General features: G+C 61.8%; 26 protein-coding genes and 2 pseudogenes. 13 read left to right on the forward strand and 15 right to left on the reverse strand.

Translation table 11 applies throughout. The features are described from left to right. Window positions 1-90 precede the first annotated feature (90 nt). From EJ072_RS17840 to EJ072_RS17880, 9 genes are all read right to left on the reverse strand, one after another. Window positions 91-1,074, reverse strand: a complete 984-nt coding sequence (locus tag EJ072_RS17840; protein ID WP_126063924.1) for a beta-ketoacyl-ACP synthase III — start codon at window positions 1,072-1,074, stop codon at window positions 91-93. Next, window positions 1,071-2,336 (reverse strand): adenosylmethionine--8-amino-7-oxononanoate transaminase, encoded by a 1,266-nt coding sequence (locus EJ072_RS17845; protein WP_126080683.1) that lies wholly within the window; start codon window positions 2,334-2,336, stop codon window positions 1,071-1,073. Before EJ072_RS17845 ends, EJ072_RS17840 begins: the two co-directional genes overlap by 4 nt. Then, window positions 2,336-2,971, reverse strand: a complete 636-nt coding sequence (gene bioD, locus EJ072_RS17850; RefSeq protein WP_063169254.1) for a dethiobiotin synthase — start codon at window positions 2,969-2,971, stop codon at window positions 2,336-2,338. The genes EJ072_RS17845 and bioD overlap by 1 nt, the downstream gene beginning before the upstream one ends. After that, entirely contained in the window at window positions 2,968-4,107 is a 1,140-nt protein-coding gene (locus tag EJ072_RS17855) for an 8-amino-7-oxononanoate synthase (protein ID WP_024505572.1), read from the reverse strand. Before EJ072_RS17855 ends, bioD begins: the two co-directional genes overlap by 4 nt. Next, the gene (bioB, locus tag EJ072_RS17860; protein ID WP_245454882.1) at window positions 4,104-5,072 is read right to left on the reverse strand and encodes a biotin synthase BioB; all 969 of its coding nucleotides are present in this window, start codon (window positions 5,070-5,072) and stop codon (window positions 4,104-4,106) included. Before bioB ends, EJ072_RS17855 begins: the two co-directional genes overlap by 4 nt. Before the next feature lie 174 nt (window positions 5,073-5,246). Further along, the gene (gene nadC / locus EJ072_RS17865; protein ID WP_126080684.1) at window positions 5,247-6,119 is read right to left on the reverse strand and encodes a carboxylating nicotinate-nucleotide diphosphorylase; all 873 of its coding nucleotides are present in this window, start codon (window positions 6,117-6,119) and stop codon (window positions 5,247-5,249) included. Window positions 6,120-6,128: 9 nt separating this feature from the next. After that, complete coding sequence (locus EJ072_RS17870) at window positions 6,129-7,670, reverse strand: L-aspartate oxidase (RefSeq protein ID WP_024505569.1); 1,542 nt, start codon at window positions 7,668-7,670, stop codon at window positions 6,129-6,131. After that, complete coding sequence (gene nadA / locus EJ072_RS17875; protein ID WP_126063925.1) at window positions 7,667-8,641, reverse strand: quinolinate synthase NadA; 975 nt, start codon at window positions 8,639-8,641, stop codon at window positions 7,667-7,669. Before nadA ends, EJ072_RS17870 begins: the two co-directional genes overlap by 4 nt. Before the next feature lie 62 nt (window positions 8,642-8,703). Continuing rightward, a complete protein-coding gene (locus tag EJ072_RS17880) occupies window positions 8,704-9,666 on the reverse strand; it encodes a hypothetical protein (RefSeq protein ID WP_126063926.1) in 963 nt (320 codons plus the stop codon). 171 nt (window positions 9,667-9,837) lie between these two features. Here EJ072_RS17880 and panB point away from each other — a divergent pair, with 171 nt between their 5' ends. The 4 genes from panB to EJ072_RS17900 all read left to right on the forward strand — a co-directional run bounded on the left by panB (window position 9,838) and on the right by EJ072_RS17900 (window position 13,122). Then, window positions 9,838-10,674, forward strand: a complete 837-nt coding sequence (gene panB, locus EJ072_RS17885; protein ID WP_126063927.1) for a 3-methyl-2-oxobutanoate hydroxymethyltransferase — start codon at window positions 9,838-9,840, stop codon at window positions 10,672-10,674. Next, window positions 10,671-11,579, forward strand: a complete 909-nt coding sequence (panC, locus tag EJ072_RS17890; protein WP_024505565.1) for a pantoate--beta-alanine ligase — start codon at window positions 10,671-10,673, stop codon at window positions 11,577-11,579. Before panB ends, panC begins: the two co-directional genes overlap by 4 nt. 98 nt (window positions 11,580-11,677) lie before the next feature. Beyond that, the gene (locus EJ072_RS17895) at window positions 11,678-12,397 is read left to right on the forward strand and encodes a LuxR family transcriptional regulator (RefSeq protein ID WP_126057768.1); all 720 of its coding nucleotides are present in this window, start codon (window positions 11,678-11,680) and stop codon (window positions 12,395-12,397) included. A gap of 92 nt (window positions 12,398-12,489) precedes the next feature. Next, on the forward strand, window positions 12,490-13,122 hold the full coding sequence (locus EJ072_RS17900; protein WP_126057769.1) for an acyl-homoserine-lactone synthase: 633 nt from the start codon (window positions 12,490-12,492) through the stop codon (window positions 13,120-13,122). Between the two features lie 366 nt (window positions 13,123-13,488). Here the strand turns inward: EJ072_RS17900 and EJ072_RS36905 are convergent, their stop codons facing one another. After that, a complete protein-coding gene (locus tag EJ072_RS36905) occupies window positions 13,489-13,737 on the reverse strand; it encodes a DUF6074 family protein (RefSeq protein WP_063169245.1) in 249 nt (82 codons plus the stop codon). A gap of 599 nt (window positions 13,738-14,336) precedes the next feature. Here EJ072_RS36905 and EJ072_RS17910 point away from each other — a divergent pair. From EJ072_RS17910 to EJ072_RS17915, 3 genes are all read left to right on the forward strand, one after another. Continuing rightward, window positions 14,337-14,807 (forward strand): hypothetical protein, encoded by a 471-nt coding sequence (locus EJ072_RS17910; protein ID WP_245454734.1) that lies wholly within the window; start codon window positions 14,337-14,339, stop codon window positions 14,805-14,807. Then, on the forward strand, window positions 14,800-14,934 hold the full coding sequence (locus EJ072_RS37310; RefSeq protein ID WP_256754986.1) for a hypothetical protein: 135 nt from the start codon (window positions 14,800-14,802) through the stop codon (window positions 14,932-14,934). The genes EJ072_RS17910 and EJ072_RS37310 overlap by 8 nt, the downstream gene beginning before the upstream one ends. 174 nt (window positions 14,935-15,108) lie before the next feature. Then, window positions 15,109-15,354, forward strand: coding sequence for a hypothetical protein (locus EJ072_RS17915; protein ID WP_063169243.1), 246 nt, complete (start codon window positions 15,109-15,111; stop codon window positions 15,352-15,354). Between the two features lie 189 nt (window positions 15,355-15,543). Here EJ072_RS17915 and EJ072_RS17920 read toward each other — a convergent pair whose 3' ends face one another. Then, window positions 15,544-15,933 carry a hypothetical protein gene (locus EJ072_RS17920; protein WP_024505560.1) on the reverse strand — a complete coding sequence of 130 codons (390 nt, stop codon included), beginning with the start codon at window positions 15,931-15,933 and terminating at the stop codon, window positions 15,544-15,546. Between the two features lie 707 nt (window positions 15,934-16,640). Here EJ072_RS17920 and EJ072_RS17925 point away from each other — a divergent pair. After that, window positions 16,641-17,840, forward strand: a complete 1,200-nt coding sequence (locus EJ072_RS17925; RefSeq protein WP_306462679.1) for a cation:dicarboxylase symporter family transporter — start codon at window positions 16,641-16,643, stop codon at window positions 17,838-17,840. A gap of 6 nt (window positions 17,841-17,846) precedes the next feature. Here EJ072_RS17925 and EJ072_RS36910 read toward each other — a convergent pair whose 3' ends face one another. Next, a complete protein-coding gene (locus EJ072_RS36910) occupies window positions 17,847-18,416 on the reverse strand; it encodes a hypothetical protein (RefSeq protein ID WP_245454735.1) in 570 nt (189 codons plus the stop codon). Between the two features lie 611 nt (window positions 18,417-19,027). On the opposite strand from EJ072_RS36910, the pseudogene EJ072_RS17935 reads away from it, so the two are divergent. Further along, a pseudogene (locus EJ072_RS17935) lies at window positions 19,028-20,028 on the forward strand (zincin-like metallopeptidase domain-containing protein). A 157-nt stretch (window positions 20,029-20,185) separates the two neighbouring features. On the opposite strand, the gene groL reads toward EJ072_RS17935, so the two are convergent. The 3 genes and pseudogenes from groL to EJ072_RS17950 form a co-directional block, all read right to left on the reverse strand. Continuing rightward, window positions 20,186-21,841, reverse strand: a complete 1,656-nt coding sequence (groL, locus tag EJ072_RS17940; protein ID WP_126057772.1) for a chaperonin GroEL — start codon at window positions 21,839-21,841, stop codon at window positions 20,186-20,188. Window positions 21,842-21,906: 65 nt separating this feature from the next. Further along, window positions 21,907-22,200, reverse strand: a pseudogene (groES, locus tag EJ072_RS17945) (co-chaperone GroES); the annotation flags it as partial. 62 nt (window positions 22,201-22,262) lie between these two features. Then, window positions 22,263-22,610, reverse strand: coding sequence for a hypothetical protein (locus EJ072_RS17950; RefSeq protein WP_063169239.1), 348 nt, complete (start codon window positions 22,608-22,610; stop codon window positions 22,263-22,265). Between the two features lie 1,010 nt (window positions 22,611-23,620). On the opposite strand from EJ072_RS17950, the gene EJ072_RS17955 reads away from it, so the two are divergent. The 4 genes from EJ072_RS17955 (at window position 23,621) to EJ072_RS17970 (ending at window position 25,611) form a co-directional block, all read left to right on the forward strand. Continuing rightward, a complete protein-coding gene (locus EJ072_RS17955) occupies window positions 23,621-23,944 on the forward strand; it encodes a DUF736 domain-containing protein (protein WP_024505644.1) in 324 nt (107 codons plus the stop codon). 181 nt (window positions 23,945-24,125) lie between these two features. Next, window positions 24,126-24,395 (forward strand): helix-turn-helix domain-containing protein, encoded by a 270-nt coding sequence (locus EJ072_RS17960; RefSeq protein ID WP_024505645.1) that lies wholly within the window; start codon window positions 24,126-24,128, stop codon window positions 24,393-24,395. Further along, on the forward strand, window positions 24,392-24,940 hold the full coding sequence (locus EJ072_RS17965; RefSeq protein WP_024505646.1) for a S26 family signal peptidase: 549 nt from the start codon (window positions 24,392-24,394) through the stop codon (window positions 24,938-24,940). The genes EJ072_RS17960 and EJ072_RS17965 overlap by 4 nt, the downstream gene beginning before the upstream one ends. Next, the gene (locus EJ072_RS17970; protein ID WP_024505647.1) at window positions 24,928-25,611 is read left to right on the forward strand and encodes a lytic transglycosylase domain-containing protein; all 684 of its coding nucleotides are present in this window, start codon (window positions 24,928-24,930) and stop codon (window positions 25,609-25,611) included. The genes EJ072_RS17965 and EJ072_RS17970 overlap by 13 nt, the downstream gene beginning before the upstream one ends. Window positions 25,612-25,716 lie beyond the last annotated feature (105 nt).

Consider the following 25,716-nt stretch of genomic DNA (forward strand, 5'->3'; position numbering starts at 1 on the left):
AGCTCTATGGAGCTTGCCGGCGACTATTTACGTATTGAGCCATTCTCATAGTCTCATTCATGAGCAGTCCTGTGCGCAAGCATTGCTTTGCTAAATTCCCACCACAAGCGCGCCGCCGCTGAGACCCGCACCCGCTGCCGCCAAGAGGACTTTCTCGCCAGGCCGAAACGGCTGCGCCCGATGGGCCAGCGACAATGAGAGCGGGATCGTCGCGGCGGAAGAGTTGCCATATTCGGCGATCGTCTTGACGATCGAGTGATCAGCGATGCCGAGGTTCCTGCCGACCGCGTCGAAAATGCGCGCATTGGCCTGATGCGGCACGAAACGATCGAGGTCTTGCGGCCTCAGTCGGGCAGCAGTGAGCGCATCTCTCGAGCAGGCGGTCATCATCTCCACGGCCTTGCTGAATACTTCACGGCCGTCAGTGATCGTCATCCGTGTCTGCGCGAGGTCGAGGTCGGCATGGAACGGAGTGTTGCTTCCCCCGGCGGGAATCTGGATTAGCCCGTAGCGCGAGCCGTCGGAATCCACCGAAGCGCCGAGAATGCCTCGATCCGGGTCATCGCAAGGACTGATCACCATGGCGCCGGCGGCATCGGCAAACAGCACGGCGCTGGCGCGCTCGGCCAAATTGATGCGGTGGCTGAGGATGTTGGCGGCGATGACAAGGCTCGCTTTGCCGTGCAGGCGGGTGAACCCGTCGGCGAACATCAGCGCATAGATGAAGCCGGCGCAGGCGCCGGTCAGGTCGATCGCTCCGGCGCGGCCTAGCCCCAGCCGATGTGCGACCAGCGGCGCGCTTGGCGGCAGAAGGTGATCGGGCGTCGACGTGGCGAGCAAGAGTAGACCGACGTCGCCGCGGTCGATACCGGCATTGGTCAGCGCCATGTCGCCGGCAGAGGCGGCAAGGCCCGACAGCGTGTCTTCGTCTGTTGCCCAGAAGCGCGAGCGAATTCCGGTGCGCCGCTCGATCCAGCCGGGCTCAAGCCCGAGCCGGTCTTCGATTTCCGGGTTCTCGACCTTGCGCGCCGGCGCATGATGGCCGAAGCCGAGAACGCGCGACGATAGGTTCATGGCCGCGAGCCGAAGCGTTCGCCGGCCTCCTCTATCGCGTCATAGAGCCCGCCCAATTCGTCGCTGGTGATGCAATAGGGCGGTAGAAGATAGAGGACATTGCCGAGCGGGCGCACAAGTAGCCCCCGCTCAAGGAAAAAAGCGCGCAGTTTTGGCCCGATCTCGGCCAGATAACCGGCTGAGCCGGTGCGTAGGTCGAGTGCCGCGATGGTGCCGGTTGTCCGGCAGTCGGTGAAATATGGATTGACCCGGAAGCGTTGCAGCCCGGCGGCCTGCCTCGCGCTCAAGACCGCGATCCGCTCGGCCACCGGCTCGTCACGCCAGATCTCGACATTGGCAAGTGCTGCCGCGCAGGCGATCGGATTGGCGGTGTAGGAGCTCGAATGGAAAAACGTCTTCTTGCGATCCTCCGAAAAGTGAGCGTGGAAGATGGCATCGGTGGCGATCGTGGCGGCCAGCGGGATGGTACCACCGGTCAGACCTTTCGAGGTGCACAAGATGTCGGGCGAGACGGACGCCTGTTCGCAGGCAAACATGGTTCCGGTGCGCCCCCAGCCGGTCATCACTTCATCGGCGATCAGCAGCGTGCCGGAGGCTTCGGCGATCCTCTTCAATTCGGCAAGAACCCAGGCCGGATACATCAGCATGCCGCCGGCGCCAAGCACCAGCGGCTCGACGATCAGCGCGGCTGCGCGCCGGTCGCGGCTAACGGCCTCGAACCGATCCAGCGTTTCCTGCTCGCGCCCGGCGGCCGGGAAGGGGATGGCGTCGACCTCGAACAGCAAAGGATCATAGGCGGCGTTGAAGACGCCGCGGGCGCCGACGCTCATCGCCCCGATCGTGTCGCCATGATAGCTGTGCTCCATGACGGCGATGCGCGAACGCGGCGCGCCGATGTTGCGGAAATAGCCGAGCGCCATCTTCAGCGCGACTTCGACTGAGGTGGAGCCACTGTCGGAATAGAACACCCGGTCGAGGCCGGCGGGTGCGATGCCGATAAGCGCCTCGGCCAGCCGTTCGGCCGGCTCGTGGGTGAAGCCCGCGAAGATGATCTGGTCGAGGCTCGACGCGGTCGTCTCGATGGCCTTCATGATGCGGGGGTGGCGATGGCCATGGGTGACGACCCACCAGGAAGAAATCGCATCGAGGATGCGGAAGCCGTCGGCCTTGTGGAGATAGGCGCCTTCAGTCAGCACGATTTCAGGGACCGAGGGCTCTAGCGCGTGCTGCGTGAACGGATGCCAGACTCGAGACTCCGCCATCAGTCGCCTCCGGCAATCATGGCCAGGTCGAAGCCGGAAATCATTGCATCTCTCAACGTTTCACCCGTCAGCGGACCGAGGTGCGGCAGCCTGCCCAGCTGCGGCACGCCGCCGAATTCCACGATTGTCCTTTGTGTATCGGCCACCTCTTCGCCAATGAAGGCAATGCCGATGAGCGGGATGGAGCGGGCTCTCAGGGCCTCGATCGACAACAGCGTATGATTGATGGTGCCAAGCGCGGTGCGGGCGCACAGTATGACCGGCAGCCGCCATTGTTCGAATATGTCAATGAACCTTGTCTGTCGATTGAGCGGCACCATCAGCCCGCCGGCGCCTTCGATGACGAGCGGTGTCGGCAGGACCGGAAATGAAAGATCGTCGGCCTCGATCGCGACGCCGTCGATTTCGGCTGATCGATGCGGCGACAGCGGCATCGTCAGTCGATAGACTTCGGGCAGCACGCGTCCGTCGGGCAAGCCGGAAAGCCGGGCGACGACCTCGCTGTCGGTCTCCTCGTTGAGGCCCGATTGCACCGGCTTCCAGTAGAAGCCGTCGAGCAGCCCGGCAAGTCCGGCCGAAAACACTGTCTTGCCAATTCCAGTGTCTGTTCCGGTGACGACGATGCGTTTGGTCATGCTGTGGCCAACACTCCGACGAGAGCCTCGACCATGGCGGAAATGTCGGCTTCGTCGACGTTGAGAGTCAGCGAAATGCGCAGGCGCGACGTACCCTCAGGCACTGTCGGCGGGCGAATGCCGCGTATGTCGAAGCCGCGTGCCTGCAGTCCTGCCGCCACCGCCATGGTGCGGCTGTTATCGCCGATCACAAGCGGCTGGATCTGCGAACCGCTGGGCATCACGCCGCAGCGTTCGGCCAATTGCCGGCTCGCGAAAGCGACACGCTCGTGCAACTGAGCACGACGCATAGGCTCGTCAGACAGAATAGTCAGCGCCTCACGTGCCGCGACTGCCATCAGCGGCGATGGTGCGGTCGCATAGATGAATGGCCGGCACCGGTTGATAAGATAGTCGCACAGTGTTCGCGGTCCGGTAACGAGCGCGCCGGATGCGCCAAGCGCCTTGCCGCATGTGTGGAGCGTGACGATGTTGTCGCGGCCTTCATACGCGGCGGCCAGTCCCCGGCCGTCCGGTCCCCAGACGCCGGTGGCATGCGCTTCATCGACGACGATGAATGCCTGGTACCGATCAGCCAGCGCGACCAGGCTCTCCATCGGCGCACGGTCGCCATCCATGCTGTAAAGGCTTTCGAAGGCGATCCACACCCGCCCCATGCCGCCTTCGGCGCGCCAGCGGGTGATTGCGTCCTCGACAGCGTCGACGTCGTTGTGCGCGGCCAGCTTGAACTCAGCGCGCCCGGCCTGGGCACCCTCATGCATGCTGGCATGAGCGAGCTCGTCGAGGACCAGCAGGTCGCCTTTCTGCGGCAGGGCCGTCAGCAGAGCGAAGTTGGCGATATAGCCGCTGCCGAAGAACAGTGCACGCTCGGCTCCGAAAAATGCCGCTGCGTCCGCCTCCAGTTGCTCATGTTCCGGTGCATTGCCGCGCAACAGCCGCGATCCGGTGGCGCCCACTGGCGTGCCCCGCGCAATCGCCGTCGAAACCGCATCGCCCAGTCTTTTGGAGGCGGCAAGTCCGATATAGTCGTTCGACGAGAAGTCGAGCCCGGCGCGCGGTGCGAGCGTCCGCAACCGGTCCTTGCGCCCCAGTCCCCGCAAGGTTGCGTCATAGCGGGCAAGAATTGCCTCCTTCATTGCGTGGCGAGTTCCATAGGCTCAATGCCGAGGCGCCGGAACAGAAGGGTATCCTTGTCCTCGCCGGGATTTCCCGCCGTCAGCAGCGTGTCGCCGACAAAGATCGAATTGGCCCCGGCAAAGAAGCACAGCGCCTGCGTTTCGTCGCTCATCGCCGTCCTGCCGGCGGACAGCCTTACATAGGATTTCGGCATCATCACCCGCGCGAGCGCAACGATGCGGACGAAATCGATCGGATCGATGGCGTCGGCCGCGGCAAGCGGCGTGCCTTCGATGGGAATAAGCATGTTGATCGGCACGCTTTCCGGCGGCTCGGGCAGGTTCGCGAGCGTGACCAGCATGTCGATGCGATCGGTCTTTTCTTCTCCCATCCCGACAATGCCGCCGCAGCAGACTTTCATCCCAACCGCGCGCACGTGCCCAAGCGTTTCCAGCCGGTCGGCAAAAGTCCTGGTTGAAATAACCTCGCCATAGTAGCGCTCAGAGGTATCGATGTTGTGGTTATAGTAGTCGAGACCGGCCTGCTTCAGGCGAGCAGCTTGCTCAAGATCGAGCATGCCGAGCGTCATGCAGGTCTCCATGCCGAGGGCCTTGACGCCCTCAATCATGGCGACCACAACCTCCATGTCGCGCTCCTTGGGACTTCGCCACGCCGCGCCCATGCAATAGCGCGTTGCGCCGCCATCACGCGCCATGGCCGCTTCGTCGATGACATGCTTGACGTCCACCAGCTTCGACGCCTTCACACCGGTTTCGTAATGCGCAGACTGGCTGCAATAGCCGCAATCTTCGGGGCACCCGCCGGTCTTGATGCTAAGGAGCCGCGACAGCTGCACTCGGTTTCGATCGAAGTTCTGGCGGTGGATCGTCTGAGCTAGGAACAGCAGATCGTTGAATGGCATGCCGTAGATGGCCTCGGCCTCTTTGCGGTTCCATCGCGGAGGCGTTCCATCGACCGATTGCATGGTCTGGTTCACGTCGAACTCCGAGTTCATTCCAATCGTCATCGTCAAACCTTTGTTTGCTAGTCCGGTACGCCTTCTTGGCTTTGGGGCGCACTCGCTAAAGGCGAGCTGCGGCACGTCTTTCCAGCACCTCCTACGCCTGCCGAGCTGATGTTGCTCCTCACGCCGTAATCCTCAGTTCAAGTGCTTGCAGATGTTCTGGTGGTCCGGCATGTCCAGGCCGATGTCGAGGATCGGGGCGCTGTGCGTCAGCCAACCCATGGAGATGAGATCGACACCGGTCGCCGCAATCGCCGCCGCCGTTTTCGGCATCACCCGACCGGACGCCTCGGTGATCGTACGGCCATCCACTATAGAAACCGCGCGGGCAAGATCCTCGACCGACATATTGTCGAGCAGCACCGCGTCAACACCAATCGCGAGCGCTGCATCGAGCTGCTTCAGCGTGTCGACCTCGACCTCGACCTTCACCATATGCCCTGCTGCGGCGCGCGCCCGCTCTATTGCTGTGCGGATATCGCCGGCGATCGCGATGTGGTTGTCCTTTATGAGCACGCCGTCATCGAGGCCGAACCGGTGATTGGCACCGCCGCCGACGCGCACGGCGTATTTCTCCAATGCCCGCAGCCCGGGCGTCGTCTTTCGCGTCGATACAATCCTCGCCTTGTGACCGCGCACGGCCTCAACCATGGCCGCTGTGGCAGTGGCAATGCCGCTCAGCCGGCATAAGAAATTGAGGGCCGTGCGTTCGGCCGTGAGCAGGCCTCGTGCGGGTCCGGACAATCTTGCAATGGTTTCCCCGGCCCCAACCTCGCTGCCATCAGGGCGCCAGATCTGGATGTTGATCGCCGGTTCCACGAGAAGGAAGGCATACGAGACCAGATCGAGCCCGGCAACGACGCCCGCCTGCCTCGCTTTGAGCACCAACGTGGCAGTGCAATCATACGGGATAACCGCATCGGTGGTCAGGTCGCCGGATCTGCCCAGGTCTTCGAGGAGCGCAACGCGCACAATCGGTTCGATCAGGGTCGCGGGGAGGGGGAGAATGAAGTCATATCAAGTGCTCCGTATGGTAGCCCGGCAATCGAGTGCGGCCGCGGCCCGCATTGCGCTGTGCAGTGTCAGCCGTGATGGGCGCACGTTGGCATCGTGGAGCGGGAAATCGGACCGACAGTGCGCGCCTCGACTCTCTTCCCGCCTCAGGGCCGCCGCGGCGATCATCAGTGAGACCAAAGCCGGACCAGAGGCAGCGACACTATTGGCTGCGATCGGCAGCAGGGTCGCCACCGCTTCGCGCATTGCCTCGCCGTCGCGGATGATACCCAGGGCGGCGGAGACAATCGGGCGGACCACGGAAGCGTCTGGTCGTGGAGGGACGAATGTGGAGCATCTGCGCGGTCGCCGGGTATACGACGTGCCGGCAACGCTTTCGGCAACCCAGCTCGCGGTGACCGCCGCTTCGGTGAGCGAGTTGCTGGCCAGGCGGTTGGCGCCGTGCAGGCCGGTACAGGCCACCTCACCGCAGGCCCACAATCCCTCGATGGAGCTGCGGCCGGCGCTGTCTACGGCGACGCCGCCCATGTGATAATGTGCCGCCGGGCGCACCGGGATCAGGTCGGTCGCGGGGTCGATTCCTGCGCTCCGGCACAATTCGGCGATGCCTGGAAAACGCTTGCCAAATCTCGGGCCGAGACTTTGCCGTGCGTCCAGGAATACGCGGCGTCCAACGGCAAGCTGGTGCCAAATGGCGCGCGCTACGACGTCGCGAGGCGCAAGTTCACCGCCAGGTGTGTCGGCGAGGAAGCGCTCTCCTCGCTCATCGATGAGCACCGCGCCTTCGCCACGCACGGCTTCGCTCACCAGCGGCATCGGCCGGCGCGGACCGTCGAGCGCAGTTGGATGGAACTGTATGAATTCCAAGTCGGCGAGTTCCGCCCCCGCCCATGCGGCGAGCGCCAGCCCGTGACCCCATGAGCCAGCGGGGTTTGTCGTGTCGCAAAACAGCCCGCCGACGCCGCCGGTCGCCAGCACCGCGCGACGCGTGGGCAGAGCGAGCGCGCCGGCTCGTCCTGCTGCGACCACGGCGATGACCGACCCGTCCTGCACGACCAGCCGGCGGACCTCCACATTTTCGATAATGGTGATCGAGGCTGTACGCCGAACCGCGGCGACGAGCGCGCGCACCAACTCGCGACCGGTGGCGTCGCCGGCTGCATGCACAATTCGCCGTCGCGAGTGTGCCGCCTCGAGCCCAAGTCGCAACGCGCGGTCAGGGTGCTGGTCGAAGTCGACGCCGAACCTTTGGATCGTCCTAATCGCTTCGGGTGCAGCTCGTACCACTCGCCGCACCGTGGCCTCATCGCAGAGTCCGTCGCCGGCAGCTATCGTGTCGCAAAGGTGAAAATCTGGGCCGTCGTCGCCCCCGAGACTTGCCGCAAGACCGCCCTGGGCAAGTTCACTGCAGGCTCCGGTTCCAAGCGGCGCGTTGGTCAAAAGCACGACCGGTTCCGGCGCCAGATGAAGCGCCGTCATCAGGCCGGCAATGCCGCCGCCGATGACGACCGGCGCCCCGGCGATGTCGCGAACCTCCAGACTCATAGGGAAAGCATGCGCTCGACCGCGCGGCGGGCGGGGCCGGCAATTTCGGGATCAATCCGGACCTCATGCCGGTTCTGCTCGAGTGCGGCGCGAATGTTGGCCAGGTTGATGCGCTTCATGTGCGGGCACAGATTGCATGGGCGAACGAACTCGACGTCGGGATGCGCGACCGCGACGTTGTCGCTCATCGAACATTCGGTCAGAAGGACGACACGCGTCGGTTTCTCACGCTCGACATAATCCGACATCGCCGCGGTCGAGCCGGAGAACTCCGCCTCCGCGACAACGTCTGGTGGGCATTCTGGATGGGCCAGCACGATGACGCCTGGATGGGCATCGCGCAGTTCCCGGATGTCTGCTGCGGTGAAGCGCTCATGCACCTCGCAATGGCCTTTCCAGGCGATGATCTCGACGTCTGTATCGGCTGCCACGTTCCTCGCCAGATATTCGTCCGGGAGCATCAGCACACGCGCCACGCCAAGCGATTCCACCACCGCCTTGGCGTTGCCGGACGTGCAGCAGATGTCGGACTCCGCTTTTACGGCGGCGGAAGTGTTGACGTAAGTAACAACGGGGACCCCCGGATACCGCAGCCGCATTAGCCGCACGTCGTTTGCCGTGATCGATTCGGCCAGCGAGCAGCCGGCGCGGAGATCCGGGATGAGCACGGTCTTGTTCGGATTGAGCAGTTTTGCCGTCTCGGCCATGAAATGAACGCCGGCAACCACGATGATGTCGGCGTCGACCGTCACCGCCTTGTGGGCCAACGCCAGGCTGTCGCCGACGATGTCTGCCACGCAATGAAAAATTTCGGGCGTCTGGTAATTGTGCGCCAGCACCACCGCATTGCGCTCACGCTTCAGCGCTAAGATGGCTTCAATATCGCCGGCGAACGCGAGCCATTCAACGGGTGGGATCACCCGCCGGACACGCTCATACAGGGACGCAGCCATAGGTAACGCCCCAGTCATTGGCGCCTCGATTATATTCGGTTTGACAATAAGGGAATATATCTACCTTGACTATAAGTATGTCAAGCCCGCGCCAGCGGTAATTTTGTCCCGGCGATAGCCCTGTCGTCGAGGACGGCATGCCGGAAGCGATAAAGCTTCGCCGGTCGGCCGCCCGTGTCGAGGGAGGTCTCCCCGGTCTCCTCAACAAGTTCCTGCTGCTCGACCAATCTCCGGAAGTTCGGCTTGTTGATCAGCCTGCCAGCCAAAGCTTCCACGGTTCGCTGCAGTTGCAGCAGCGTGAAGGAAGGCCGCATAAGCTCGAACACGACCGGCCGGTATTTGATCTTCGAACGCAGCCGCGCGATCCCGGTTGCCAGAATACGACGGTGGTCAGCGACCATTGGTTTGCCAGCCGCGGCCGCAATCGCGTCCCTGCCGCCACCGGCCTCCTCAATCAGACCAGCTTCATAGAGCAACTCGTAGCGTTGGAGCGTGAGTTCCTCGTTCCAATGGCGGTCGTCGAAGCCGAAGGCTATCGCAGCGCGCTGCCGGCGCTCGCGTTGAGTGGTCGGCTCGCTGGCGCCGCCGGCCCACTCAATCAGGCGGGGCCGCAATCTATCGAGCAGCACAGGCGGCGTGCCGAAGCGGTGGTCCTCCCAGGGAAAATATTCGTACCAACTTTGCCAGCCGCACGCGGCCGAGTTCGTTGCCTGTTCCTTCCTGGTCAATGCGAGATAGCTGATTGAGATGACGCGCTGGTGGCGCTCAGTGCCGATGCGATCGCGATCGGCGAAGGTGTAGAGTTGCTCGATGTATCCAAGTGCATGGCCGGTCTGCTGCTCCACCCACCCCCTCAAACCCGACTGCAGTGATCGATGCTCAAGGGCAAAAGGTCCAGAAGGGAGGGTGTCCGCATGACCGACTGTGAGGACACAGGGCTCACTGTCGTTTACGGCGACCACGACGGCAGTCAGGTCCACTTTGGCTTCGTCAGCTTTGACGGCGGCTTTGCCTTTCTTGGTTCTTCTTGTCTGAGGATCCATGTTTGCGAAAGCGGGTTGGCCCAACGGAGCGCCTTAATCGATTGAATGTAACCTTGGAAGCCAGCACGTCAACACCAGAGTACTCAAGCGCTGTTTTTAGCTCTTCGCAGTCGCACAAAAATATGCCAAACGCGACACCCGCTGTTGGTAACGTAAGGGAAGGGGCCTCGGTTGAGCGCGGCTGGTGAGATAAAAGGGATGACTCCTCCAGATATTCGATCGCGAAAAGGCCAGACGCCACTTGTATGCTTGACGGCCTACACCACGCCGGTCGCGAGGCTGCTCGATCGCCACTGCGACATCGTTCTTGTCGGCGACAGCGTCGGCATGGTGCTGCACGGCCTGTCGTCGACGCTGGGGGTCACGCTCGACATGATGATCATGCACGGACAGGCCGTTCGCCGCGGCCTTGAACACGCGCTGATGGTCGTCGACCTGCCCTTCGGTTCCTACGAGGAAAGCCCAGAGCACGCTTTCGGCAACGCTGCGCGCGTGATGGGTGAGACCGGTTGTTCAGCGGTAAAGATCGAGGGCGGCGAGACCATCTCGGAAACCATCCGCTTCCTTACCGCGCGCGGCGTACCTGTCATGGCCCATGTGGGCCTGACGCCGCAGGCGGTAAACACGTTTGGAGGCTATCGTGTGCAGGGCCGGGGAGCCGATGCAGAGCGGATCAGGCGCGACGCCAGGGCGGTAACCGAAGCGGGCGCCTTCTCCTTGGTGCTGGAAAAGATACCGGAGCAGCTTGCACGGCAGATAACCGCCGATATCGACATACCCACAATCGGCATCGGTGCCTCGCCAGCTTGCGACGGCCAGATTCTGGTGAGCCACGATATGCTCGGGCTCTTCACCTCATTTCGGCCGAAGTTCGTCAAACGCTATGCCGAGCTCGGTGAGCAGGCTGAGGCGGCAATCGCCGCTTACGCCACCGATGTGCGGAACCGGCACTTTCCGGCGGTCGAACATCTCTATGTCAACGCCTTGAAGGCCGGTGACTTCACATGAGCGTGCCGATCGCTCGAACCGTGAGCGAGCTGCGCGGCGTCGTTGCGCAATGGCGTCGCTCGGGTGCCACGATCGGTATTGTGCCGACCATGGGAGCCTTGCACGACGGGCATCTGAGCCTCGTGCGGAAGGCGCTCGAAAGGGCCGAGCGGGTGATCGTGACGCTGTTCGTAAACCCCAAGCAGTTCAACAGCCCCGCCGACCTGATTGCCTACCCTCGGACGGAAAGCGACGATGCTGCCAAGCTCGCTCTGCTGGGCACGCATCTGCTCTATGTGCCGGACACAGAGGAAATGTACCAGGTGGGCTTCGCCACGGCCGTTTCAGTGTCCGGCATCAGCGAATGCCTTTGCGGCGCATTCCGGCCCGGCCATTTCAATGGCGTGGCGACGGTCGTGGCCAAGCTCTTCCTGCAGGCCGGCGCTGACTTCGCCTTTTTTGGCGAAAAGGATTTTCAGCAACTTCAGCTTGTCAGGCGCTTGGTCCGGGATCTCGACATTCCGATCACTATTGTGCCCTGTCCGACAGTCCGCGAAGCCGATGGTCTTGCGCTATCGTCGCGTAACGTGCGGCTCTCCCCAGCCCAACGCGCCATTGCCCCAAAACTAGCATCGGTCCTGCTCGATACGGCCGAGCGGCTTGCACGCGGCTCCCCCATCCTGCCTACGCTTGATGAAGCGCGTGCAGCAATTCTGGCTGCCGGCTATCGCGAGCTCGAATACCTGGAGCTGCGCGGAGAAACAGACCTGCAATCGTTAGCAAGCCTTGACCGACCGGCACGCTTGCTTGCTGCGGCTTGGCTTGGCGACACGCGGCTCATCGATAACGTCGCAATATCACCCATCGGTAGTTGGTCAGGTGGGCGGAGCTCTCTCCAATCGGAAGCAGCACAGCAATTGCGGTGATGACGGCGGCGCGTCGTATGCCCTGCAGGGACAGGCCATCATTTAGAACCACGTCTCCGTCGGCTTCCAGCAACCTCCGCGAGGTACGCTAAGCGCAGATGCATCGCGTATTTGAAACCTTGGTCGAGCAACTCTCTGCAAGCGTCGATGCCGTCGATCTCCATGAGGCAATGGCGTCCGCCGCAGCCGGGTTCGACTTTCCGCTCTTCGCTTATTTCACCTACCCATCCGCTTCCGGCGACAGGCCGCGATTGATCTCGAATTATCCATCATCATGGACATCACATTACCTGCAACAGCGCTACCACAGCGTGGATCCCGTGATCCTGCGGGGACTGCGGGGCTGGGATACCTTCGACTGGGGTGTGGACCGCGATCACCGTTATTTGCCGACCTCTCAGCAGGAAGTCCTGGAAAAAGCAGCTGAGTTCGGCATTCGCGGCGGACTGACCATGTCGATGCATGATCATCGCGGCCGGTTCGCCGCACTGACCTTCGCCTCCAACGAGGCGCATCCGCCATTTCTGAGGTCGCTGACGCGCTACGAAAAAGCAATGCAACTGGTTGCGATCAACGTTCATATCCATGCCCGGCGCAGGCTCGCCGAAGATTGCGTGGTAGATGGCATAACGCTCACCCGGCGGGAGTTCGAGTGCCTGAAATGGGCGGCGTGCGGCAAGTCGGCCTGGGATATCAGCCAGATTCTCGGTGTCTCGAAACGCACCGTGACCTTCCATCAGGAAAACGCCAAGGCGAAGCTTGGCGTGCGAACCATCAACCAGGCCGTAGTGCGGATGGCTGCTCGGGCGAGATCCTGATCCTCTCCAAGTCTAGCTGTAAAGGTCTACAGGCTGCATTCATGACGGCTTTGCCCTTCGATTGCGTGGACACATCCCGCACGGAGACGACAATGATGCAGCTGATAACACCCGACTGCTACGCCGAGTTTGCGAGCGAACTCAAGGAAATGCACGGACTTAGGTATCGGGTTTTCAAGAAGCGGCTCGATTGGGAAGTGCAGACCGAAGGCGAAATGGAAACGGACCCGTTTGACAGCCTGAACCCCGTCTACCTGCTTCTCAAGGGGTCCGATTGGCGAACTTGCGGCTGCGTCCGCCTTTTGCCGACCACCGGACCGACAATGTTGCGCGATACGTTTCCGACGCTGCTGGATGAGATGGTGGTCCCTGCGAGTGCCGATATCTGGGAGAGTAGTCGTTTCGCGCTCGATCTCCCTGCGACAGCGCCGAAGGCAGCTGGCGGCCTGGCCCAAGCAACCTACGAGCTCTTCGCGGGGATCATCGAATTCGGCTTGGCCAACAATCTCTCCGGGATCGTAACGGTGACAGATACGCGCATCGAAAGGATCCTTCGTCTCGCCACCTGGCCGTTGTCACGTATCGGACAGCCCAAGCAGGTCGGCAACACCGAGGCAGTCGCCGGCTTCCTCGATATTTCCTACGCCAGTCTCTTGCGCATCCGCTGGAGGGGACGCCTCAACGGGCCGGTGTTGTGGCAACCAGTTCTCATCCAATCGGCATAGCGCCTGCGGATGCTCAGCCGTGACTTGAGTTAAGTCTGCTCACGGCCGCCACCGCCGCCGTGAGGGTGAGCGGACCCGCCCCCACGAGCTTTCGACTGTTCCGGTCGATTGGCTCGCGCGGCCGGACTTTGGATTTCCGTAGGCGCAACCCGCAGTCCAGCGTGAGCACGCCAAAATGGCGCCCCTCCGCTTCGTCCAAAGAAGCCAACGTGGCTTCTGAGGTCGTCTTAGAATATTGGACCGGCCGCCGTGAGCGATCGCAACCTCAAACCTTTGCCGGTATGCCGGTTTGGCCGGACCGTCGGCCAGTCGGAGCAGTCCCCTGATAAGGACCCGAGCTGACGCGCGGTCCAACAGCGCCCGAGCCTATGCTTTGTGCATTACCGTTCGGTTGGCCATGTCGTCCAAGACCGCATGAAGAAGGCTTCCAACCTCCTGCGCAGCGAGCTCTGGCGCAATTCCTACATCGGACAATTGAATGAGCATTTTCTTGGCAGCACAGCGCCAGAACGCACTCGCCGCCTCGCCGTTCTTGGTCTCGAGGGCCTGGGCGATACTTTCGACCAATATACGTCGCCGATGCAGCGGAAATACGCAAATGTTTGATTCATGCATCAATCACCTCACAGATTCAGTTCCACAAAGAAAAACACCGGCGTCTTCAAAAGAGCCCCGCTAGCGCGGTGACGGTTCGCGGCGACATGACGAGTTCCACTTCCCCATCGACAAGCTATTGGGAGATGAGCCGCCGGACCGCATATCCGGGACCGCACATAAGGTGAACCACCATTGCTCATCCGGCTGCATTTTCCTGGGCCGTTCGACGAGGCGTTCCAGCCGAATTGACGTCCAATGACTTGATCTCTGAAAGGGCAGGGCGGTACGAATCACCCGATTGTTCCGCTGCTTACATTCCTGCGAGCTTGTGTATGAACGATTAAAGCGTGCCCGAGCCGTTCTTGGTGGCCGCCGCAGAAGGGAATCATGTCATCCGCTGCCTATCGTAGGCGGCGCGACTTCTAGCATGACTGCACTGCCCCGACAGGGCTTTGCAATCGCGCGTTTCGAAGCCTATGCTTTGGCATCGGCCGGCATTTACTTCGGTGCAGCCGACAGTAAGACGTACGCGCTCTTGCCCCGTTGGAAGAGAGCCTTGCCCGATCCCTCTTTCGCGACCAGGTGCTGAAGCCCTCACCCCGCAGGACTTCGCGCTTTTGCGACCATCGCTGCATCACGTCGAACCGGGCATCAAGGACCAGTTGGAGGTCGCGCATCAGCCGATCAAGAACGTATATTTTCCCGAGAGGGGCATCGCGTCGGTGGTCGCCACCATGACCGGCGGGCGGCAAGGTGAAGTCGGCATTGTCGGCTATGACGGGATGAAAGGAATTGCCGTCATTCTCGGAAAGGAAAGCACTACCTGGCGCCTGCCGGTTGAAAACCTTCGCCCTGCGATTAGCCCGTCGCTTCGCACCTCAGTGCTGGATTATGCCCACGCGTTCCTCGTCCAATCATGCCGGACGGCACTGGTCAATGGCCACTCCAAGATCGAAGAACGGCTGGCCCGCTGGCAGCTGATGGTCCACGACCGTGCGGAAGGAGATAAGATCCTCCCGACGCATGAATTTCTGGCGACCATGCTCGCGCCCACCGCCCGGGGTCACCACGGCCCTGCAAATGCTTGAGTATCGAGGACTGGTGCACGCCAAGCGCGGCGAGATCACGATCATCGACCGTGCCGGATTGATAAAGCTCACACATGGCGCTTATGACAAGGAGGAGCAGCGTTATTTCGGCCTGGCCGCTGCCTGAAGCATGTCGGTTGAAACGGGTTCAGCCGACGTCTCCTTGCCCCTCACCAGGTCGCCCAAAAGCATCAGCGGTTTTGAACGAATCGCAGCTATTGTCCGCAATCGGACATAGGCTTGAAGGCGGTCGAATTCGTGCCATAAGTCGGGTTGGTCAGGGTTCAGGGAGGAATTCGTCATGACCAATTCGTTTCACACCGTCACCGTCGAAAAAGCCGCAGAAGCCTATGTCCTTTCCAGGGGAAGGGTCCGCTTTCTCTCCATGGCGCAGGCGATCCGCGCCATCCGAACACTAATGCCGGCATGCAAGGCCACCGACCGCGAGTTGGAGGAACTGTTGGCGGCCGCTTCCTTCGTTCATGGCGTGCCCGTCGCCTTCGACACAAAAACAGCCGATGGTGTAGAACCACGGCTGCATTCCTAAGAGGGCATGCCGCGCCATGCAGACTGTCAGAGGGCATTCGTCAGATGGTAGTCCGCTAACTTAACTGCAGAGTCTAAAGGACGTGTTCCAGCATTGCGAACTCACCGATCGCTTTGTTGCCAAAGCTGCCAGCAAGCGATCGCCTCATCCAGCCGTTTGCACCATCTCATCACAGACATCATCGCGATGCTACCTGTCCAGCATATGTCCAGCATTTCGCAAGGCGGCCAGAAGGAGCCTCGCATAGCCTGTGACATCGATCTGGGCCTGCATCGAAAGGGGCATGCTGGTCCAGTTCTCCAACGGTGCAATGAAAGGTGAGAAGGTGCCATTGACTAGGCAACAACAGCTAACAAGGCCCTCTCGGTCCAATGCCACCACACCGATCTTGTCGCCTGGATATCCAATGGCTGCGACTCGCTGGACCTCCAGGTCACCGTCCACCCGCACGTCAAAAAGAAGGCTACCACGGCTCCTCGTGGCTATCTCAGCCGCCTTCTCATCAAAGCTTGAAGAGAGCAAGCGGACGCTTTCCACCGCCATCTGGAAAATCACCAAATCCAGTTCATTCACGGCCATATGGGCATTTCCGCGCAACGGGTGGTGATTGCAATGACACATACTGCTTGTTCACAGATGTCGGTCACGAACGATCATTCGTCGGGTTCCGGTTCCGACCAACGGTGTCGCCACCTGATCGTGCTGCGGTTCGAACCTTCCGAACGCGAGCCGAGCGCGCTATGAGGTTGGAGTCTAGGTCTCGGACCCTGCCTCGCGGCCTTCTCATCTTTGGCAGACCCGTTGCAACGCCGCCGCGATGGCGCAAACGCCAGATGACGCTGATCCATCGCTTGATCGTGAACTGAGCTTCTGAACACCATTGGGACAGCAGGGTGGAAGGGCTTGACCAACGCTGCCCCCGTTTTCCAAGAGGACCCGTCCTCGATTGAATCTTTCGAGCCCCGTGCGGCGCGCAGCCAAATGATGACGATCTGGACTCAGCTCGCAGACCGCAAGGCAAAGAGGGAACCTTCCAGGCAGCCAAGCTGCTCGACGCAAAGAGCGGCCTTTGGAGTTCCCAAGAATCGACCCTTCCATAGTTGCGACAGGCAACCACTGCACGAGTGTGGGAGAGCGAATCGCAAGCATTGCGTGAGGTCCTGCGCGTTTTCCCCTCTTTGCTATTTGGCACATCGTTTGCGCCGAAGTGGGCGCAGCGTTCGACCGGAGCACTGCATGGGAGAGGGAGGAGCCCCACCCCGATCCGGTCAAGGAGAGAGACGGTGTTGGTTCCAAGAGTTCCCCGCGCGATCGCAGCGCCCCGCAAGCGCCATTTTGCCCGGACCTACGTGCAGGTACTTGCCGCCATAATCCTGGGTGCCGCAATCGGCTATTTCCATTTGGAGACCGGCCACAGCCTGAAGCCGCTCGGCGATGCCTTCGTCGATGTCGTCAAGATAATCACCGTACCTGTCATCTTCCTGACAATGGCGACCGGCATTGCCGGCATGAGCGATCTGCAGAAGGTCGGCCGAGTTGCCGCCAAGGCGATGGTCTATTTTCTCACCTTTTCGACGCTCGCTTTTGTTGTCGGGTTGATTGTCGCGAATATCGTTCAGCCTGGCGCCGGCCTCAACATCGATCCGGCCTCGCTCGATGTCCAAGCCGTTAAGGGCTATGTGGCCACGGCTCACGAGCAGTCCGTGACCAGCTTCCTGATGAACATCATCCCGTCAACGATTGCCAATGCCTTCGCGGAAGGCGACATCCTGCAAGTCTTGTTCCTCTCGGTCCTGTTCGGCGCGGTCTGCCGCTACAACGGCCGCTCGCTCTTCTCTCTCGTCCGATACATCAAGGACGAGCTGCTGCTCGCAATGTCCTCCTCAGAGGCCGCGCTGGCCTCGCTCATGGAGAAGATGGAAAGGGCCGGCGCCACGCATTCGGTCGTGGGTCTCATTCCATTCAATCTGGACGGCACGAATATGATGCTCGCCGCCCTTTTCATCGCCCAAGCGACGAAAACTGATCTCCCGATCGGCTGCCGGATCCTCATGCTGTTTGTCGCATTGTTCCCTTCGAACGGAACAACCCGCATTACCGGTGCAGGCCTCGTCACAATGGCTGCAACGCTCTTTCTTGTTCCGGCCGCACCGGTCACCTCCGTGGGGCTTATTCTTGGCGTCGATCAGCTTATGTCCGAATGCCACGCGCTGACGGTTTTTCTCCGCAGCGTAGCGGCAACGCTGGCTGTCACCCGGTCCGGGGCGAGCGGGATAAACGACGATTCGGGGAGCGCCTCACTAGCGGACCGTTCAGCGCTCCGGCGGTGGACGGTCAAGTCGCCCGGCGTGGTGAACACAATTCCCCGTGCGAACGACGCTCAGCTATTGGGGTGGACCCGATGGCGCAAAGCCGTATTTGAGAAACCGCCAGATCGCACCGGCACCTGTGCGCCTGTAGCAACTGCGGGGCACGATCAAAACTGACCCATTTTACACCAAAAAGGCGGCCGTTGCTGCCACGCCGTCCATGGATTGGAGACTCATGTCTAAGCCGACTGCCATCACTGTCGCAGCTCTTCTTTTACTCCTCGCCTTGCTGGCGAGCCAATATAGCGCGAACCTGCACCGGCAGGCGTGGTCGACCGACAGGCAAAAGTGGAGCGGCGCATTCGACAACGATCTCCTTCGCCAATCGCCGGCAACCCGCAAGGCGATGCCGTTCTGGTCATATTCAATGACTACCACAACTGTCCGCATTGCAGACTGGCTGATATCAACTACCAAAAAGCCTTCAAGCATGAACCCAATCTGAAGCTTGTGATCAAACAGTTCCCGGTCCTGGGACCGGATTCCCAATTCCCAGCCTTCGCCGCACTCGCCTCGAGAAAACAGGGAAAGTTCGACGAATTCCACCGCGCCCTTATGATTTCCCCCAGTTGAAGGGTCACTCTCAAGATCGCAGCGCGTGTAGGCCTTGACGTTGAGCAGCTCAAGCGGGAATGCAAGATCCGGCCATCGCAGATGAAATGCGCGGTCCGCGCACTCGCGAAAGGTCTGCACTTAGACGGTACGCCCGCGTTGGTGGTCGGCGATATAGTGGTCGCCGACCTTGTGGACATGGCCAGCTTGCAACGCTTGCATCGCCGATGCGCGCTCAAAGCGTGCTGGCTCTCGTGCGGGGCAGCATCTGTAGACCGGCCACGCTGTTGTTGCCGGAGCGTGCCGTTTGTGGCAGCTGGCTTTGCTGTCGCTCCTCGTAATCTTGTTGCGGTCATCCAGCTGCCGTGGGCGCCAACAACAATCCTGAGCGCCCGCGCCTGAAGTCGCTGGCCGGGTGCTCGTGAACCGAGCCCGCTTTTCTTCGGCAAGCTCAGGCGGTCTTGGCCCTGCGGCATCGCCCCCTGGCGCGGGGCAGCCTTCGGCTGCTGACGGTCGCCGGCCTGTCGGCCGGCGTCTTTCTATTGTGGCCTTCCCCCTGGCGCAGGGTGGGCAGCACTCCCTTCTAGGCCCGCCGCGGCGTCCCGCAACCCTTCGCTTGTCGCTTTCGGGTCCTCCACTCCGTTCCGGTCCTGCTGATGCAGTCCGCCTCCGACGGCGGGCCTTTCCGGTCGCTTTTGCCGCCCACCCCGCTTCCGGGGAGGGCGCGCGATTGTAGAGCGGAGGACATCACGATGCGTGCAAACAACAAACGTTGCGGCAGCCGACAGGCTGGCGCAGACAGTGGCGGGCGCACCGGCGCCAGCCTTTATCAGGAAATCACCGACCGCATCATTGCCGAACTGGAGCGCGGCACCGTGCCATGGGTCAAGCCGTGGGCAGGGCAAGGACAGGCCTCGGCCTGCCGCGGAATGCGGCCACCCAGCGCCGATATTCCGGCATCAATATCCTGATCCTGTGGGGCGCGGTCATCGAGCGCGGTTTCCCCAGCCAGAACTGGCTCACCTTCCGGCAGGCGCTTTCGCTTGGCGGCAATGTCAGGAAGGGCGAGCACGGCACCACCATCGTTCACGCTGACCGCTTTGTTCCCAAGAACGAAAAGCAACGCGCCGACACCGATGGCGACGAACCGCAGGCGGTGCCCTTCCTGAAGCGCTTCACCGTCTTCGATGTCGCGCAGTGCGATAATCTGCCCGAACATCTTTACGCCGCCGGCGAGCCTCTGCCTGAGCGCGAGATGGTCCCGCAGGCCGAGGCGCTCATTCATGCAACCGGCGCTGATTTTCGCATCGGCGGCGAGCGCGCCTTCTACATGCCCGGCAGCGACACCATACAGGTGCCGCCGCAGCCGGCTTTCTTCCACCAGATCGACTATTACCGGACCTGCTTTCACGAGCTTGGACACTGGACCGGCCACCCGAGGCGACTCGCGCGCGACCTGTCCGGCTCCTTCGGGTCCAACACCTATGCGCGCGAGGAACTGGTCGCCGAAATCGCATCAGCCTTCATCTGCAGCAGTCTCGGCATCGAGCCGAGCGTGCGCCATGCCGACTACATCGGCTCATGGCTGACGGTTTTGCGCGAGGACAACCGCGCCATCTTCCGCGCCGCAAGCCATGCCTCGAAAGCCGCCGATTTCCTGCTTGGCCGCAATGTCGATGTCGAAGGCGAGGCACATGCCGAAACCGCCTATGGGAGCGCGCAATCCTCACACGCGACCGCCTTGCGCCTCTGATGACGCAAAGCCGCGCGCAACCAACTCGACAGTTCTTTTGAGGTTGCCCTAACGCCGATGGCCGGCGTTGGCGTCGATCGTTCATCGGACCGAGGTTCGCAAAAAAAGAGGGCGGCATTGATGCCGCCCTCTCGTTGCGAAAGCTGCCAGAGCTGGATTAGAAATCCATGCCGCCCATGCCGCCCATGCCGCCGCCGCCCATGCCGCCAGGCATGCCGCCGCCAGCCGACTCCTTCTTCGGAGCCTCCGCGATCATGGCTTCGGTGGTGACCAGCAGGCCGGCGACCGAGGCCGCGTCCTGAAGAGCCGTACGGACAACCTTGACCGGATCGACGATACCCATGGCGATCATGTCGCCATACTCGCCGGTCTGGGCGTTGTAGCCGAAGGTCGCGCCCTTGTTCTCAAGGATCTTGCCGGCAACGATCGATGCTTCCGCACCGGCGTTGGCCGCGATCTGGCGGGCCGGAGCCTGAAGCGCACGACGCACGATGTTGATGCCGGCGGCCTGGTCGGCATTGACGCCGGTGGCCTTGATGTTGGCCGAAGCGCGCAGCAGCGCGACGCCACCACCAGCAACGATGCCTTCTTCGACGGCCGCGCGGGTCGCGTTGAGGGCGTCATCGACGCGGTCCTTCTTTTCCTTGACTTCGACTTCCGTCGCACCGCCGACGCGGATCACCGCAACGCCGCCGGCGAGCTTCGCCAGACGTTCCTGCAGCTTCTCCTTGTCGTAGTCCGAAGTGGTCTCTTCGATCTGCTGCTTGATCTGGGCAACGCGGCCCTGGATCTCGGCCTTCTTGCCGGCGCCGTCGACGATGGTGGTGTTCTCCTTGGAGATCGACACCTTCTTGGCGCGGCCGAGCATGTTGAGGCCGACGTTCTCGAGCTTGATGCCGAGGTCTTCCGAGATGACCTGGCCACCGGTGAGGATGGCGATGTCTTCCAGCATGGCCTTGCGGCGATCACCGAAGCCCGGCGCCTTGACGGCGGCGATCTTCAGGCCGCCACGCAGCTTGTTGACGACCAGCGTGGCCAGAGCCTCGCCTTCGACGTCTTCCGAGATGATGAGCAGCGGCTTCGAGGTCTGCACGACGGCTTCGAGAACCGGCAGCATGGCCTGGAGGTTGGACAGCTTCTTCTCGTGCAGGAGGATGTAGACGTCCTCGAGCTCGGCAACCATCTTGTCGGCGTTGGTGACGAAGTAGGGCGAGAGGTAGCCGCGGTCGAACTGCATGCCTTCGACGACTTCGAGTTCGGTCTCGGCGGTCTTGGCTTCCTCAACCGTGATGACGCCTTCGTTGCCGACCTTCTGCATCGCTTCGGCGATCATCTTGCCGACCGAAGCATCGCCGTTGCCGGCGATGGTGCCGACCTGGGCAACCTCTTCGGAGGTCTTGATCTTCTTGGCGTTCTTGATCAGGGTCGCAACGACGTCGGTTACCGCGAGGTCGATGCCGCGCTTCAGGTCCATCGGGTTCATGCCGGCGGCAACGGCCTTGTGGCCTTCCTGGACGATCGACTGCGCCAGAACGGTCGCGGTCGTGGTGCCGTCGCCAGCGATGTCGTTGGTCTTCGAAGCAACTTCGCGGACCATCTGCGCGCCCATGTTTTCGAACTTGTCCTCAAGCTCGATTTCCTTGGCGACGGTGACGCCGTCCTTGGTGATGCGCGGGGCGCCGAACGACTTGTCGATGACCACGTTGCGGCCCTTGGGGCCGAGCGTGACCTTCACCGCGTCAGCGAGGATGTTGACACCGCGCAGCATGCGCTCGCGGGCATCGCGGGAGAATTTTACGTCTTTGGCAGCCATTTTTAGCTCCTGGCAGGGGCTTCAATCGAGCCCGGGAATTCAGTTGACGAAAGGGCCTGATATGAGCCGATGATGCCCATGATGTCGGATTCCTTCATGATCAGAAGGTCTTCGCCATTGAGCTTGACTTCCGTGCCCGACCACTTGCTGAACAGGATGCGGTCGCCGGCCTTGACGTCCAGCGGGACCAGCTTGCCAGCTTCGTCACGAGCGCCGAAGCCGACAGCGATGATCTCGCCTTCCTGCGGCTTTTCCTTTGCCGTGTCGGGGATGATGATCCCGCCAGCGGTCTTGGATTCGGATTCGACCCGGCGAACGACCACGCGGTCATGCAGCGGGCGGAACTTCGACTTTGCCATTTTCGGATTTTTCCCTGGTGCGCTGTTGAGGGGTTTTTGTTAGCACTCGCGATGGACGAGTGCTAACGCGATAGTGAGGTAGGCTGTAAGCGGGCACTCGTCAAGACGGACGAGGGCAGGCGAGGAGCTCTGGCCCCCTCCCCGGTGGAACCCAACGCATACGCGGCATCCGCGTTGATGGCTGCGAGCCCCACATTTCCATTGAATTCGGCGTCATGACGCCAACTTGCTCGCGCCGCTTCCAAGTCGTCAGTCGTGCTGCCGTCAGCACGAACATAGGGCTGCGCTTCACTTCCCGTCGAAGCCGCGGCAAGCAGCGTCGCCGTCAGCACGCTCCTTTGCAGATGCTTGCCAAAGGTGGACAGTGAGCGCACCTGCGCCGGGCTGTTGGTGCGAACGTAAGACGTCATTGACAACTCCTTTTTGCAAGTCGAGCCCCTTCTCCACCTTCGGCCGCCGTCGACGCGAAGAAGTCCGCATCGCGTTGAAGACGAGCTGCGAAAAAGAGAAAGATGTGTTTGATGGCTGCGGCCCCAACGGTGCCTTCAGATTTGAGATCACTTCCGCCGCGAGCGGCTGAAGCTCCTCGCAACGTCAAATCGAATCTGCTGCCAAGCCTCCAGGAAAGGAGAGCATTGCTCATCTCGCGCTTGTGCATGCAGTCAACCTTCGATCCGTGTTGCCACATCAAGAGCAAATGCCGTGCCAAAGCTCACTGGGAAGTGAACGCATGGCTCTCCCTGAAAACCTCACAAATCCAGCATGGTCAATTGTGCGGAACCCGACATGCGTCTTCTGCCACTGTCAGCTTTCGGACAGGCATGACGCGTTTCGCGCCGACCACCGGTCGATCGGTTTTGGGGCCGGTCTGTTCGCCTCATAAGAGCGCGTTACATTGCGTAGCGGTTTCCCGAGCGCCGCCACATGACACTGGACCTGCAGGTAGCACCGGCTTCTCATCCAGCCTTACTTTGGCCCCCTCGCGTATCAAATTCCCGCTGGCGAGCCCTGCTTTCATAGATCGCACCATGCCGGATGTCTGCTCTGGCGCCCGACCCGCTGGCACGATCTCGATCCGGCATAAGGGCGCAGCATCTTTGCAGGCCGTTTCATCCCGGCGTCCTGCTTGGCTGACAGACCGCACTTGGCGAGCGGTCTCCATGCTCTCTCCAAGGACCATCCCTGCGGCTGGCTTGTCGACCTATGGGCGGGTCCGGCCGCCCGAAACCCTCGCGCCATCAGCTTTTTTCCCCGCCGCCTGCGGCGGCTTCCTCGCGCCGCTTCGCTCACAAAAAAGCTGCCCGCTCGGGTCCTTCACTGTCGCTGCGGCCCTGTCGGATTCAGGCGGTCCTGACGCGCCCATTACGGTGCGCCATCGCAGGGGATGGTCCCCGGCGAAACCACAAAAGGAGACTTCGAAATGACCGCGATCGGTTACGTCAACAAGCAGGAAAACGGCGCCTACAAGGGCCAGTTCAAGACGCTCAGCGTCCGCGCCGACATCGATATCGTCCCCAACCAGGCCAAGAGCGCCGATAACCATCCCGACTTCCGGGTGCTTACGCAAGGGGTCGAAGTCGGCGCTGGCTGGATCCGCACCGGCGAGACTTCCGGCAAGGATTATGTGAGCCTGTCGATTGCAGCGCCGGAGTTCGGACCGCGCAAGCTCTACGCCAATCTCGGCCGAGCCGCCGGCCAGGACGATCACGACACCTACGCCATCATCTGGAACCCGGCCGACTGACCGGCCGAGATAAGAGCCTCGCGCCGCAGCCCCGGCGCGGGGCTCATTCCCAGGAGTTCCACCCAAACCCCGTCCGCCCTAAAGGGCGGCGAAAACTCTCCCCCGACTCTTCGCCCGTCCCCGAGACGATCTCCCTCGCCCATCCTCGCCCTCGCTTGTCCGAAGCGAAACGAGGATCATCATGGACGACGAAAACGAACGCGCGGCCCGCGCGAAAAAGGGCAGCCCGTTTCTCAGCACAGCCCAAGCCGCCTTCTATATCGGGCTCTCCCAGCGCACGCTCGAAAAGATGCGGCTCAAGGGCGGCGGCCCGAAATTCCGCAAGCACGGCCGCTATGTCCGCTATCACATCGACGAACTCGACCATTGGTCGAAAGGACACCCGCAGCACTCCATCGCCGGCGATGGCAAGGCCGGTTCCGGCCAGGGCGGCACGGGAGGCCGTTCATGAGGCGGCGCCCTTCCATCCATCTGATCGGCAGCCGCCTGAGGCGTGTTCGAGCCCGTAAGACGGTCGCCTTGGCCGCGGCCGGTCTCGGTCTTTTGGGCTTCACGGCGCTGGGAAAGCCCGCCCCTTGGCTGGTCTGGAACGCCTCGGCCAGCGCGCCGATCGGCCTTTACCGCATCGCTGCGGGAGCGCTGGCGCGTGGCGATCTCGTGCTCGTGCGCCCGCCTGAATACGCGGCGTATCTCGCCGCCGAGCGCAGCTATCTGCCTCGCAATGTGCCGCTGGCAAAACGTCTTGCAGCGCTGCCGGACGATAATGTCTGCGCCTTCAATGACGCCATCATCATCGGCGGCGACATCGTCGCGCGCCGGCTCAAAATCGACGCCGAAGGCCGACCTTTGCCATGGTGGAACGGCTGCCGAGCGCTCGGGGATAACGAGGTTTTCCTGCTCGGCAGCGACAAAAACCGCTCCTTCGACAGCCGCTATTTCGGGCCTGTTCCCACTCAAAATGTCATCGGGAGGCTCGTACCACTATGGACCGAGTGACCCTCCTCTTGTTGGGCATGATCGCCATTGCGCCATGCGCCTGTTCCGCCTCGACCGGCGCTGAGCCGGTCGCCATCTCCCAAAGTCCGCAGCTGCGAAAGTGGCAGACGTTGGTATCGGAAGCAAGCCGGCGCTTCCATATTCCCCAAGCCTGGATCTATGCCGTCATGGCTGCCGAAAGCGGCGGCAAGACAATGCGCGGCGGCCGCCCCATCACCTCCCCCGCTGGCGCCATGGGCCTCATGCAGGTGATGCCCGGCACCTATGAAGAGATGCGGGTCGAACACGGCCTTGGGCCTAACCCCCACGATCCGCGCGACAATATCCTGGCCGGCACGGCCTATCTCAGTGCCATGTATGACCGCTTCGGATTTCCTGGCCTGTTTGGCGCCTACAATGCCGGTCCCGAGCGCTACGACGAGCATTTGAAGCGTGGCAAACCGCTGCCAGAAGAGACCGTCGAGTACCTCGACCAACTCAAGGCGGCCGGAGTTTCGGCGGCCGACATCGAGGCGTTCGAAAGCCAATCTGTCGCTCCAAAGGCGCAAATCGCTCCTCTCGGACGGTCGCTGTTCTTCATTCATGACGGTGTTCACTCAGGCGTGCGAAACGGCGATCTCTTCGTGCCGCTCGGCAAGGACGGCGCGCAGCCGAAGGAGCCGGTGCGTTAGCCATGGCGGACGGGGGCGCGTCTGGCGGGGCTGGGCGCGGAAGGCAAGATAAAGGTACCGCCTCCAGGAGGCGGTTAAATCTTTGTCTGCACATCGTTTTTCCGG

Origin of the sequence: Mesorhizobium sp. M2A.F.Ca.ET.046.03.2.1, from assembly GCF_003952425.1 — a bacterium.
Classification (GTDB): domain Bacteria; phylum Pseudomonadota; class Alphaproteobacteria; order Rhizobiales; family Rhizobiaceae; genus Mesorhizobium.